Here is a 12,274-nt window from a genome sequence, read left to right on the forward strand (position 1 = left end):
TTCTTGAGAACAGATGCGATGAGGCAGGTGAGATTCAACTTCGATAATCACATCCTGGACACCGATCGTCGCGAGCTGCGCCGTGGCGGCGATCTGGTTGCGATGCAGCCGCAAGTATTCGACTTGCTGGTTCACCTGCTGAAGCACCGCGATCGCGTGGTCAGCCGGGATGATCTCATTGCGTTGGTGTGGGGTGGGCGGATCGTCTCGGATTCCACGCTAGACAGCCGGATCAATGCTGCCCGCAATGCGATCGGCGACAACGGAAAGGAACAGAGACTCATCCGCACCATTCCCCGAAAAGGGGTTCGCTTCGTCGGCGACGTGAATCGGCCGTGCGATGCACAGGCCGCATTGTCCACGGAAGCAGAACAGCCACGTGCGGGGCTCGCGCTGCCCGACCGGCCGGCGATAGCCGTATTGCCGTTCGACAATATGAGCGGCGACCGGGAGCAGGAGTATTTCTCCGACGGAATTAGCGAGGACATCATCACTGCGTTGTCCAAATTGCGCTGGTTTTTCGTGATCGCGCGCAACTCGTCATTCACCTACAAAGGCAAGCCAGTGCATATGAGGCGGGTCGCTGCCGAGCTTGGCGTACGCTACGTGGTCGAAGGCAGTGTGCGAAGAAGCGGCGATCGCGTGCGCATCACCGCGCAGCTCAACGATACGGCAACCGGCAGCCACATCTGGGCGGAGCATTACGACCGCGATCTGACCGACGTATACGCGGTACAGGACGAGATCACGGATGCTATTGTCACCGCGATCGAGCCGCAGATTTACGCGGCGGAGAATTTTCGCAGCCGTCGCAAGCCGCCCAACAGCATCGACGCATGGGACCTGGTGATGCGGGCGCTGTCGCATCACTGGCGTGTAACGCGACCCGATAGCCTCGCCGCGCAAGCGCTGCTGGAACGCGCGATTGCGCTCGATCCGGACTACGGTCAGGCGCTGGCGCTGTTCGCGACCAACCACATGTTCGGCGTGCATCTCGGCTGGACGGATCTTGCAACCGCAGCACCCGTCGCCGAGCAAGCAGCATTGGCGGCGATTGCCGCCGACAGCGAGGATGCCTGGGCTCATACGGCCCTCGGCAGCGTGTATTTCTCCACGCGCCGGCTCGACCATTCGCTGGCCGAGTTCGAACTGGCGCTCCAGCTCAACCCCAATTTCTCCCTGGCACAGGGATACTATGCGCTGGGGCTATCCTATGCCGGCCGATGGATGGACGCTTATGCGGCGACGCAACGCGCCATCCGCCAGAGTCCCCGCGATCCCTCTTCGGCGATCTATTACGGCGTTGCCGCCTACGCCCAGTTCGTGGGACGGAACTATCAGGAAGCCATCGCACTGGCACGCGAGGCGACGCGTCAGCGTGGCGACCTCACCGGCGCCTATCGGGTGCTGACGGTCGCCGCCGGCATGACCGGCCAGATCGAACTCGCGCGCGCTGCGCTTCAGGAATTGCGCCGGACTCAGCCGAATATCTCGCTCGCCTGGATCGCGACGCAGTTACCCTGGAAGCTCGACGCCGATCGCGAGCACTATCTCGAAGGCTTTCGCCGCGCCGGATTGGAATGAGCTTCCGCGCCCCGCCTCGCTTACTGCTGCTTTTCCCAAAACGACAGCAACCCCTGCGAGGCCGAACCTCCGATCACACAGGGAATGCCGACTGCGACCTGCCCTAACGCAGCCGCAGAGACGCAGCCGAGCGCAACCGCGCCGACGCCGACCTGACCCCAGAAGCTGAGATCCCGGCGGCTATCGGAGCCCTTGGTCTTGAGTTCATCCACGGCGGCCAGCGCATCCTTGCGAAGAGCAGCGATCTGCACTGTGTCCGCCGCCTCAACTACTTCGGCAAGCGGTGCCTTGACCGCCACCGGTTGCCTTGCAAGTTCGCTGCGGAGGTATTCGCGCAAGCTTGCATCACGAATCGCGTAGCTTGCCAACGTATAGCGCGCCATGCTTCCGACCGTCAGCTTGTCGACCGTGTCGCGGCTCTTGCTCCATGGCAGCATCTGGATAATGCGCTGGATCGGGGCATGCGAGCCGGTCGCAAAATAGTAACCCCACAGCGTATCCAGCAAATCCTGGTTGCTCGCCAATGTGAGCGTCGTGTTCAGCTTGCGCTCGTCCTTGGCAAACGGATTCTTGGTGAAGGCGCCGCGCAACTTGTCCATCATGCCGGGCTTCACTTCTTCCAGCGGGATGTCGGCCAAAGTCGGCAGCTTGCCTGCCAGATAGCTGTCGATCATGACCCGCCGGCCCGGCATTCGTGGCGCGACCCGGCGCAGAACGTTTCTCCAGTCAGGCAGCCCCGAATAGGCGATGGCGCGGACGATCACCCATTCGTCTTCCGGCCGAACCGGGAAGAAACTGGCAATGAGTTGCTCGGCCTTGGCGGGGTTGGAGCCAATCGCACCGGCGATAAAGCCCAGGTAAATGCCGGCGTTCTCCGGCTCCTTGAATGTTTGCGAGTGAAACAGCACCCGCACGGCTGCGGGGACATGTGCATAGTCCGGCTTGGCGCGGTAGTTATAGATCCACTGCTGGACTACCCCGAGCGAGGCGCGCGGATCGACCTCCGGCGCCTTCTCTGCGTGCGCGGGCTGAATCAGCATGAGCGCAGCGGCAACGAAGGCGGCATATCGCATGTGATGCTCCTGCGAGCGTCGACGCCTGCGCGGGTTCCTGCGCGAGCGTCCGAGGCTCTCTCGATGGCGAAGCATGAAGCGTGCATTGCGACAATTCTGAGAAAATCGGCATTAACAGAAGGCGTCTAAATTGTGGCGCCTCGCGAAAAACTCGCCCGCAACTCACCTTATCCCAGACATTTTTTCGCCCCGCGCGGGCAATTCGATCTCAGCCCATTAACTGGGAGTCCGGCGGGACGTGGAGATCAGACGCATCACGCAGCGCAACCGATCGTTCCGATCCGGGGCGGCCGTTTGCCGGCTTGCCGGCGCCCTCGGCTTGATTTTCACCACGCCGGCCGTCGCCGAAGCCGCGCCTCCATCGCAAGATACGATCATCGTCGAAGGCAACCGCCGCGTCGACGCCGAGACCGTACGCTCACACTTTCACGCAAGCCTTGATGGGCATTTCGATGACGCTGCGCGTGATGCGGCGCTGAAAGCACTGATCGCAACCGGCCTGTTCGAGAAAGTTTCCATCGAACGCGCCGGTGACCGGCTTGTCGTGCACCTGTCCGAAGCGCCTGTACTCGACCGCGTCGCATTCGAAGGCAACAGGAAAGTCAAGGACGCCGATCTCGCCGCCGCCATCGAGTCAAAGCCGCGCGGCTCGCTGCAACGCGCCACCGTGCAGTCCGACGTCGGCCGCATCATCGAGGCCTACCGGCGTGTCGGCCGCGCCGAGGTCAGCGTCGATCCGCAAATCATCGACCGCGGCAACGGCCGGGTCGACCTCATCTATGCCGTAACGGAGGGCGCAAAGACTCCAGTGCGACAGATCGATTTCACGGGCAACAAGGCCTTCGGCAAGCGACAGCTCAGCGCCGTGATCAAGACCTCCGCCACCCATATGCTGAGCTTTCTGACCGGCGGTAACGTCTACGATCCCAACCGCGTCGCGCAAGACCAGGAACAGCTACGGCTCTACTACCGCAGCAAAGGTTACGCCGATGTCAGCGTCTCATCGGCAAAGGCGGAGTATGATCCGACGACGAAGGGGTTCACGCTGAGCTTCGCAATCGACGAAGGCCCGCTTTATCACTTCCGGGAAGTCAGCGTCGCCTGCAACGTTCCGGGCATGGACTGCGACAAGCTTCGTGGCCTTCCCACCGCCCATCCAGGCGCGGTGTTCGACGGCAACACCCTGGACAAGACCACGGAGCTGCTGGCGGTCGAAATGGCGAAGCTCGGCTATCCCTTTGCCCAGGCGACGCCGCGACTCACCCGCGATGCCGCAGCACAACGCATCGACGTTGCGTTCGTGATCGAACAGGGGCCTCGAGCCTATGTCGAGCGGATCGAAATTCACGGCAACACGCGAACCCGCGATTACGTGATCCGGCGCGAATTCGATATCGCAGAAGGTGATCCCTACAACAAGACATTGATAGATCGGGCCGAACGGCGCCTGAAAAACTTGAACTACTTCAAGACGGTGAAAATATCGAATCGGCCTGGCTCGGCGCCCGATCATGTCATCCTCGACGTCGAGGCGGTTGACCAGGCAACCGGTGATTTCAACATCGCTGGCGGCTACTCGACAGTCGATGGTGCACTTGTGGAGGTCAAAGTAGGCGAGCGAAATTTCTACGGCACGGGCAAGAATGTGCAGGCCACCTTCACCTACGGCCAATATGCGCGCGGCATCAACCTGGCGGCGTCCGAGCCGTATTTTCTCGGCACCAAGGTCGCCGCCGGAATCGAACTTTTCGGGCGCCAGAACGACGCCAATAGCTACCAATCCTACGGCAGCACCACCTACGGCGCGAGGCTGCAACTGGGCACGCCGATCAACGAGGAACTCGGCGTGCAGTGGCGCTACTCGATCTACAATCAGAACATCACGCTATCGCCGAACAGCTCCGGCCTGACGCCCTCGTTGGCTGTCCGGCAGGCGGCCGCCGCCGGCCCGACATGGGTCTCCGCCCCCGGCAGTACGACGACCTACAGTACGCTCGACAACACAAAGAGCCCAACCAGCGGAATCAGATCGCAGCTCAGCCAGGATCTGGCTGGACTAGGCGGCGACGTAAAATTCCTGAAGACCACGGAAGACGTGCGCTATTACAAATCGCTCAATAGCGACCTGGTCGGCATGGTGCGCGCCCAGGGCGGCTACGTTACCGGTTGGGGCGGCCAGCGGGTGCCGCTGATGAACAACTTCTTCGGCGGCCCAACCATGGTGCGTGGCTTTGCTCCCAACGGCTTCGGCCCACGCGACCTGACGCCGGGCACCACGATGGATAATGTCGGCGGCAGCGCCTACTGGGCAACGACCGCCGAACTGCAGAGCGCGGTTCCCGGCGTGCCCAACGAATACGGCCTCAGGGCCACAGCCTTCGTCGACGCCGGAAGCGTATTCCGCTACAGCGGATCGACGGCATCGCTTCAGGTCGCCAACAAGAATGTCGTGCGCTCGTCGGTCGGTGCCGGCCTGACCTGGGCCTCGCCATTCGGCGCCTTGACCGTCGACTACGCCGTACCGTTGACGAAGGCGGCCTATGACGTGGTGCAGCCTCTGCGCTTCAGCGCGGGAGGGTTTTGACAGGGACGGGATGCTCCGTCGCGAACCCGTACAACAGCGCCAACCGGTCGAGGCATTCGCGCAATCGCCTTGAAAAATAGTCATGCCATCGCTTGGTACGCAGTCCCCTCCGCTCGCCGACCTGTTCCATGGTCATTCCCTGGACCAGGACGTCATGCACTAGCGCCGAGCCGTCCGCCCCAAGTTCGCGCTCGGCGCGGTTCAACCGCAGCACCGCCTTGCGTTGACCCTCGGTGATCGGTTCGCGCCGCTGCCCGCCATCGACATATTCCCGGGTCGGATCGACCGCGCGCGGGCCGCGCTCCGCCTTCTCCCAGTCGCTCTGGAACGCCCTGCCCGCCTGGTACTGCGCCTCGTCGATCTGGCGGTGGGAATGTAACCGAGCGAGGGGGTCGTTGCGAATCGAACGCAAGGCAACGATCTTTTCGCCCGGCTCCAACGCCAGCGGATTGTCGACCTCGACCGTTGCGACTTCGGCATTGCGTAACAAATCGCGCGACCTTCGGTCATGCGCCTTGGCGGGATCGTATGGCTTTCGGCGTTTGGCTCTCGGCATCTGATGTGCTCCTTGAAAACAGTGAATTCCGGTATCGACCCGAAGTTCTATTCGGTTGACGTGCTCGATATCTCGTCGCGCAGCAATTCGGACAATTCGCGCCGGCGGCCGCAGCCCTCCGGCTGAAGTCCGATCAGCGCACTCAGGTGAGCGATTCGATGGCGGCGCGGCAGCCGTTTCAGCCTGTCGACCAAGCATGTGACAGCAGCGTGCGTCATGCCGTCTCCAACATCCGCAGCAGAGCGGTGCTCACCGCGTAGTCGGACGGCACGACCGGGTTGCGACTCAAATGAAAATGCGGCGTGCAGTAAGCCGAACCCGGGCGGCGCGGATGACCGCAGAAAGTAATATCCTCACTCTCCTCATCGCCGCCATAGGGATAGCGGCAGTCACCACTCTCCAGCTCGGCCAGGGAGATATGCCGTGGCTCGATCGCAGCGCAGCGCAGCTTGAGCGGCTTGATCTCCTTAAACAACGGCACCGGCCAGACAAGCGCAGACGTCCTGGAATCGCTGGCACGAGGTTCTCCGATGTCGTGCAGGTCCGCCGGCTTGGTGGGCATAGACGGTTGCAGGCGATCGTCAGCTCCTAGTCCGAGGCGCCGTGCGCGCCCGAGCGCTGCACTGCGAGTGTAGAACGTATTGAATCGTGAATTGATCGCTCGCGCGGCCTCCGAATAGCTCATGCCTTTGGCAAGAAATTCCCGCAGCGCGTCCGAGTGCTCGGGCGCCCAGTTCGACAGTTCCATCTTGTTGTCCTTGCTCTTGTCAACGCCGCCCGACGCCGGCAATCAATTTCTGATATTCCGAAATGAAAGTCAAGCTTGATTTCTGATAATCGGAACTGATATCGTTTCTGAAAGTCGGAAAGGTGTGATCATGCTGGACATCAGGTTGATCGAGCGGGGCCTGGAAAAGCCGGGCAAGACCAAGGGCGGATTGGCCGCCGCGATGGGCGTTCGTCCCGGCGCGGTTTCCGAAATCCTGTCCGGGATACGGCTGATTAAGGCGTCTGAAATCGCGCCTATCATCGAATATCTCGAACTGAATTCGGTGCCGATCATGGGGCGGGTGGGCGCGGGCGCCTCGATCGAGCCGGAACACGAGCAGGTGCCGCCGGAAGGCCTCGGCGAGGTCGAATTGCCCTTTCCGATCGCGGAAGAAACCATCGCCTTCGAGGTAGCCGGCGATTCCATGCTGCCAAAGTACGAAAATGGCGATGTTATCGTCGTCTATCGCGAGCAGCGCCACCCGCTGTCGAGCTTCTACGGCGAGGAAGCCGCGGTCCGTCTGAAGACCGGCGAGCGTTATCTGAAGACGATCGAGCGCGGAAAATCCCCGGCGTCGGTCAACCTGACGAGCTTCAATGCCAAGCCGATCACCGGCGTAAAGCTGGAATGGATCGGCGAGATCTGCGTCACCCTGCCGAGGGGCCAGATCGAACGATTGCGCAACAAGGCGGCGGCCCGCTCGCGCAAGGCAGCAAGGGCGACCGGCGGACGCACGGCGGAAAAGTAATCAAGGCAGCTTGCGCCTTCCGAATCAACAAATCCTGCCGAGGCGTGACGGCTTCGTCGACCCTGTCCGCAATTTCTGTTTTTCGGAATTTTTGCTTGACTAATTTCCGATTTTCAGAAATACTTCTTCTGGTAGATTCCGGCGCGCGGGATAAGGTCAGATCGCCAGCATGCAATATTTCGTCGTGATGATCGACTACGGCCGCCGCGGTCGCGAGGCTATTGTCGATCCGGAAATCACAAGGCGCGAGGTCATCTCCCGGGTGGCGTCGGGCGAGTACAAGAATATCAGCTTCATCCACGAAATCGCGGATTGCTCGGTCGAAGATGTCACGGCCGATATTCTGAACGAGGCGGCCCTTCCCGACATCGGCGCGACGGCCGCCGATCTGCAGACCAGCCATTTCGATCACATCCGCGATCTGCGCAAGCACGAGAGAGCGTGATCACGTTCGGTCGCGCTATTCCCTCAAAACATTGTGATTGCCGGGCGGGCTTTAATCGCCGACAACTTGCTTAATTATTCTTCACGCAAAGTCTATTCCGACGGTGCGGACAATCGCGCTAGATTCGCGATTCGATTCCTCCGACATGTAAAGTCTTAGCCAAAAATGTATCCGTCAATGAAGGCCGAGCTCGCCGCGCGCGACCGCGATCTCCGACTCTGTCTGCTGCTTGGTATCGCGGCCTGGTTTCTCTTTCTGGATCACGTCCCGCACAATGCGGTGAGCCTGCTGACCATGCGCAATTTCGGCTTCAGCGGCGCCACCGACCTGTTTGTATTCATCGGCGGCTACACGGCCGCGATCCTCTATGGAAAGATGATACTGGAACGCGGTTTCGTCGTCTCGGCGACCCGCATTTTCAAGCGCCTGTGGCAGCTTTACGCCGCTTACGTCGTCTTGTTCGTGATCTATATCGAACTGATCGGATATGTCGCGCGCAGATCCCGTGCCCCCGAACTCATCGGCGAGTTCAATGTTACGGGGATCGTCGACCATGCGATCCGGACGCTGATTCACGGCCTGCTGCTTCAGGCCAAGCCGCTCAATCTCGACGTGCTGCAACTGTTCATCGTGCTGATGGCGTTCTTTCCGATCGTGCTGTTCGGCATGATGCGGCGGCCGAACCTTACGCTCGCTGGATCGATTGGTCTCTACTTCGCATCCCGCCTGCTCGACTGGAATCTGTCTTCGTTTCCGGACGGACGCTGGCATCTCAACCCGTTCTGCTGGCAGCTCCTGTTTGTGCTCGGCGCCTGGTTTGCGCTAGGCGGTGCCAGGCAGGTGCACGCCATACGCACCCTCCAGGGCCTCGCAATCCTGCGCGCCGCGGCATGGCTGTACCTGCTCTTTGCGCTGGTCGTCACAGTTGCAGGGAAGTTTCCACAAGCTGGCATCGTACCGGATTTCCTGCGCGATGCCTTTCCTTCCAACGATGGGGAGAACCTTGCCCCCCACGGGGTGCTTCATTTCCTGGCGCTGGCCTTTCTCTTTACCTACATGGTGCCGCGGAGCTGGCGCGGATTCCGATGGCAGGCGCTACAGCCGATCATGAAGTGCGGCCAGGAATGGCTGGCCGTGTTCTGCGCCGGGGTATTTCTCTCGTTTGCCGCGCATCTCGTCCTGATCACGGGCCCGAATTCGCTTGCCTTGCATGTCCTGGTCAGCTTCGCCGGGATTTCGATCATGACAGCAATCGCCTACTATGTGTCGTGGTCCAAACAGCAGGATCACAAGCCCGCATTCCGGACCCGGGCAATGACGGATCTGCCGAAGGAAGGCCGGTTCGCGAAGTAGTTCGCGCCGGCGTCTTGCCTTCCGACCCCGCACTGCGGTCCCTCAATCCACAGGGAACGCCCCTTTCAGCCGCGTCTCACTGTCTCCCAACATGGCGGCGTCGAGCCTGCCTTCGGCCGACGCCGCCATGGCGCAGGTGAAGATGCGATAGAACTGCGCCCCGTCGAAGGCGACCAGCAACAGATCGACGCCGGCATTGAGCGCCTCGACCACCGACGTGCAGACATTGCGTTGATAGATTGCTCCCATCACGAGGTCGTCGGTCATGATAACGCCCTGATAGCTCCATTTTTTGCGAATGATGCCGTCGACGACGCGTTTGGAATGTGACGCGGCGCGGTCCGGGTCGACCGACGTCAGCGTCACATGCCCGATCATCAGTTGCGCTTTCGTGCCGGCCAGCACCTTTCTGAACGGAATCCAGTCCGACGCTTCGAGTTCATCGAGCGGCGCATCCAAGTCGGCGCTGAAATGATGAGTATCGGCTCGCACGCGGCCGAGCCCCGGAAAGTGCTTGACGGCCGCTCCAACGCCGGACGCTTCGAGGCCGTTCACATAAGCCCGCGCGATCTCGGCGACGACGGTCGGATCATCGGAAATCGCGCGGCGGCCGATCAGCGTGTTGAAGTCGAACCGGTTGCGCTTCAATTCAGGTCGCAAATCGAGCACCGGCGCAAGATTCAGGGTTACACCGAGCGCCGCCAGCTCCTGCCCGTGGGTGCGCCCGAATGCCTCTGCTTTCTCGGCGCGCACATCCGGCGCCAGCCTCGCAAGCGTCGATAGCGCCGGCAGCTTGGTCAAGGGCGGCGCCAGATGCGATACGATGCCGCCCTCCTGATCGGCCGCGACGATCAGGGGCGGCAGGCCGGCAGCGCGCCGCTTTGCCTGCAGCGCCGAAATCTCCTCTTTCAGACGCGTCGCCGACGATCCCGCGACATTGTGCTTGGTGATGTAGACGCCGGAGATCAGGCCCTTCTCGGCGAGAACTGAAACCTCCGGGAATGACGAGTACCCAACGATAAAATGCTTTCCAAGGCTGCGCACCTGTGCGGCATCGGCCCGCAGAACCCGTTGCTTGCGCCATTCAAACGCAGCATGCGCACCGAGCATCGACAGCAATGGCAGGCACCACAGCAGTATGAGCGCCCTTCCCGCAACGCCTCTTCTCCAGTAACCGCAGCGGATGAGCAAGACGGCGGCAATCACGCTCGCAGTAGCCAGAGCAACGTTTCCCGTTCCCCGCAGCGAAATCAGATAGGGATCGTTTTTGTTCGCAGCAGCGAAAACGAAGGCTATTCCAGCGAACCAGACCAGGATCAGGCCGATACGGTTGAGACTTTGCATGAAAATGATGGGAGCTTGGGCAAGGGGATCGGACGAGAGCATTGCCCGTATCAAACTTGTCTCGCCGGCGCGAGCGCATAACCGCACCTGCACGGAAACTGCATAAAAATCCTGAACTCTTGCAGACGGCGCTCCAACCAATTGCACAACTGCGCCAGATAGTCCGCCTTGCAACTCAGCGGCGGTTATCGAATGCCTGTTCCCACAAGACTAGCTAACGACGGGTGGTGGCTATGCGAGCGACCCGCGACGGCGCTGGCTTGCAATTTTCCCCTCCAGACAGGTAGCGCAACAATGACCGATCTCACCACGCCGGCATCCGATGCAGGCTCCGCTCAGGCGAGCCCGCTCCCGGTCAAACCCGCGATTGCCGTGGCGCTGGCAGCCCTGGCCGACTGGTTGTTCTACGGCCAACAAATCGGAATTTCTGCGGTCGTCTTTGCGCTCGCACTGGCTCTGGGCTCACTTACCGCCAATTTCGCAACGTTGAACAGAAGTCGGATGCTGCTGGCCGGCGTGCTCGTGTTGGCCGGACTTGCACCGGCTATCGAGGAATTCAACGCGGCTTCTCTGGCCTTCATGATTCTGGCGCTCGGCGTTGGTCTGTTGCTGACCACCAATCTGCAAAGGTACAAGCTCAGTGAACAGGCGGCGGCGCTATGCGATCTGTTTCTGGTCGGCCCCTTCAGGTTTTTTCGGGACGCCATCGCCTTGTTCAATCTGCCGACACTGAAGACCGGTCTTACGATCTGGTTCGTTCCCGTGGCCCTCGGCGGCATCTTCGTTCTTCTGCTGGTTTCGGCAAATCCATTGCTGGAGAAGTGGATCCGCCTCATGAACCCGGGCGGCGCCGCCTCTTATCTGAGCCTGGGCCGGATATTGTTCTGGGCTGTGGCGCTGTCGACCACATGGCCCTTCATCCATGTCTGGTGGCGCAGCAAGATGGCGGTTTCGTCCGCCGTGGTCGAAGCGGCGGTTCTAGACCAGGCGCCGCGATCGGACCGGATGGAGTTCTTCGGCGTCGCGACGATCCTGCGTTCGCTGGTCCTGTTCAACTTGTTGTTCGCCGTTCAAACCATCCTCGATGCGATCTATCTCTGGGGCAACGTGGCCTTGCCCGCAGATATCAGCTACGCCTCCTACGCCCATCGCGGCGCTTATCCCCTTATTGTCACGGCGCTTCTGGCGGCTGGCTTCGTTCTGGCCGCGATGAGGCCTGGTGGGCCCGCCGAGCAATCGGACGTAATCCGGCCGCTGGTCTATCTATGGGTGGCGCAGAATGTTCTGCTGGTGATGTCGTCGATCCTGCGCCTCGATCTCTATGTCCAGATTTATCTGCTGACCTGGTGGCGCGTCGCGGCTTTCATCTGGATGGTACTGGTCGCGTTGGGCCTCATGCTCATCGTCGCCCGCATCGCGCTGAACCGCTCGAATGATTGGCTGATCCGCGCCAACCTCATCACCCTGACGGCGACCCTCTACATCTGTTCACTGGTGAATTTCGCCGCCATCATCGCTGACTATAATGTCAACCATAGCCGCGAAGCGGGCGGCAAAGGAGTGTGGATCGATATGAACTATCTGCTATCCCTCGGGCCACAGGCGTTGCCTGCCATAGACCGGGCCATCGCCCTTCGCGGGTTCGATCCGGCCCTTGTTTCCCGCCGTAGTTGCCTTGTAGAACTGCAAGCGAAAGAGGCCGCTTCCTGGCGCTCCTGGGGTTTTCGGAGTTGGCGCCTCCAGCGTGCCCTGGAAGCCCAACCGAAGAGTTCGACCACAGGTTAGTTCGACTGCAAGCCGATTGCGCCGGGGAGAGAC

Annotated in this window: 11 protein-coding genes; 6 read left to right on the forward strand and 5 right to left on the reverse strand. The window is 61.0% G+C overall.

Translation table 11 applies throughout. The annotated features are described in order from the left end of the window. Positions 1 to 27 precede the first annotated feature (27 nt). The gene (locus LMTR3_RS30665; protein ID WP_065748975.1) at positions 28 to 1,584 is read left to right on the forward strand and encodes a winged helix-turn-helix domain-containing tetratricopeptide repeat protein; all 1,557 of its coding nucleotides are present in this window, start codon (positions 28 to 30) and stop codon (positions 1,582 to 1,584) included. 20 nt (positions 1,585 to 1,604) lie between these two features. Here the strand turns inward: LMTR3_RS30665 and LMTR3_RS30670 are convergent, their stop codons facing one another. Next, complete coding sequence (locus tag LMTR3_RS30670) at positions 1,605 to 2,657, reverse strand: hypothetical protein (RefSeq protein WP_065748708.1); 1,053 nt, start codon at positions 2,655 to 2,657, stop codon at positions 1,605 to 1,607. A 238-nt stretch (positions 2,658 to 2,895) separates the two neighbouring features. On the opposite strand from LMTR3_RS30670, the gene bamA reads away from it, so the two are divergent. Further along, on the forward strand, positions 2,896 to 5,241 hold the full coding sequence (bamA, locus tag LMTR3_RS30675; RefSeq protein WP_245320056.1) for an outer membrane protein assembly factor BamA: 2,346 nt from the start codon (positions 2,896 to 2,898) through the stop codon (positions 5,239 to 5,241). Here the strand turns inward: bamA and LMTR3_RS30680 are convergent. From LMTR3_RS30680 to LMTR3_RS30685, 3 genes are read right to left on the reverse strand one after another with little or no spacing between them, the layout of a single operon-like run. Then, the gene (locus LMTR3_RS30680; protein ID WP_065748709.1) at positions 5,222 to 5,797 is read right to left on the reverse strand and encodes a DUF6456 domain-containing protein; all 576 of its coding nucleotides are present in this window, start codon (positions 5,795 to 5,797) and stop codon (positions 5,222 to 5,224) included. The two genes, bamA and LMTR3_RS30680, sit on opposite strands and share 20 nt — an antisense overlap. A 47-nt stretch (positions 5,798 to 5,844) precedes the next feature. Then, a complete protein-coding gene (locus LMTR3_RS38760) occupies positions 5,845 to 6,015 on the reverse strand; it encodes a hypothetical protein (RefSeq protein WP_176722033.1) in 171 nt (56 codons plus the stop codon). Further along, complete coding sequence (locus tag LMTR3_RS30685) at positions 6,012 to 6,545, reverse strand: GcrA family cell cycle regulator (RefSeq protein WP_065748977.1); 534 nt, start codon at positions 6,543 to 6,545, stop codon at positions 6,012 to 6,014. The genes LMTR3_RS38760 and LMTR3_RS30685 overlap by 4 nt, the downstream gene beginning before the upstream one ends. Before the next feature lie 130 nt (positions 6,546 to 6,675). Between LMTR3_RS30685 and LMTR3_RS30690 the strand changes: the two genes are divergently transcribed. The 3 genes from LMTR3_RS30690 (at position 6,676) to LMTR3_RS30700 (ending at position 9,112) form a co-directional block, all read left to right on the forward strand. Continuing rightward, complete coding sequence (locus LMTR3_RS30690) at positions 6,676 to 7,314, forward strand: S24 family peptidase (protein WP_065748978.1); 639 nt, start codon at positions 6,676 to 6,678, stop codon at positions 7,312 to 7,314. A gap of 169 nt (positions 7,315 to 7,483) precedes the next feature. Then, entirely contained in the window at positions 7,484 to 7,759 is a 276-nt protein-coding gene (locus LMTR3_RS30695; RefSeq protein ID WP_065748710.1) for a hypothetical protein, read from the forward strand. A 177-nt stretch (positions 7,760 to 7,936) separates the two neighbouring features. Beyond that, entirely contained in the window at positions 7,937 to 9,112 is a 1,176-nt protein-coding gene (locus LMTR3_RS30700) for an OpgC domain-containing protein (protein ID WP_502686683.1), read from the forward strand. A gap of 42 nt (positions 9,113 to 9,154) precedes the next feature. On the opposite strand, the gene LMTR3_RS30705 is transcribed toward LMTR3_RS30700, so the two are convergent. Continuing rightward, positions 9,155 to 10,456 (reverse strand): glycoside hydrolase family 3 N-terminal domain-containing protein, encoded by a 1,302-nt coding sequence (locus LMTR3_RS30705; RefSeq protein WP_065748979.1) that lies wholly within the window; start codon positions 10,454 to 10,456, stop codon positions 9,155 to 9,157. A 294-nt stretch (positions 10,457 to 10,750) separates the two neighbouring features. Between LMTR3_RS30705 and LMTR3_RS30710 the strand changes: the two genes are divergently transcribed. Then, positions 10,751 to 12,241, forward strand: coding sequence for a DUF4153 domain-containing protein (locus LMTR3_RS30710; RefSeq protein ID WP_065748712.1), 1,491 nt, complete (start codon positions 10,751 to 10,753; stop codon positions 12,239 to 12,241). The last annotated feature ends 33 nt before the right edge of the window (positions 12,242 to 12,274 follow it).

The organism is Bradyrhizobium sp. LMTR 3 (assembly GCF_001693485.1).
Taxonomy (GTDB): Bacteria; Pseudomonadota; Alphaproteobacteria; order Rhizobiales; family Xanthobacteraceae; genus Bradyrhizobium.

Bases quoted from the DNA above. Each gene is read 5' to 3' on its own strand.
- LMTR3_RS30670 (WP_065748708.1), bottom strand. From the start codon at position 2,657: ATGCGATATGCCGCCTTCGTTGCCGCTGCGCTCATGCTGATTCAGCCC.
- LMTR3_RS30680 (WP_065748709.1), bottom strand. From the start codon at position 5,797: ATGCCGAGAGCCAAACGCCGAAAGCCATACGATCCCGCCAAGGCGCAT.
- LMTR3_RS38760 (WP_176722033.1), bottom strand. From the start codon at position 6,015: ATGACGCACGCTGCTGTCACATGCTTGGTCGACAGGCTGAAACGGCTG.
- LMTR3_RS30685 (WP_065748977.1), bottom strand. From the start codon at position 6,545: ATGGAACTGTCGAACTGGGCGCCCGAGCACTCGGACGCGCTGCGGGAA.
- LMTR3_RS30690 (WP_065748978.1), top strand. From the start codon at position 6,676: ATGCTGGACATCAGGTTGATCGAGCGGGGCCTGGAAAAGCCGGGCAAG.
- LMTR3_RS30695 (WP_065748710.1), top strand. From the start codon at position 7,484: ATGCAATATTTCGTCGTGATGATCGACTACGGCCGCCGCGGTCGCGAG.
- LMTR3_RS30700 (WP_502686683.1), top strand. From the start codon at position 7,937: ATGAAGGCCGAGCTCGCCGCGCGCGACCGCGATCTCCGACTCTGTCTG.
- LMTR3_RS30705 (WP_065748979.1), bottom strand. From the start codon at position 10,456: ATGCAAAGTCTCAACCGTATCGGCCTGATCCTGGTCTGGTTCGCTGGA.
- LMTR3_RS30710 (WP_065748712.1), top strand. From the start codon at position 10,751: ATGACCGATCTCACCACGCCGGCATCCGATGCAGGCTCCGCTCAGGCG.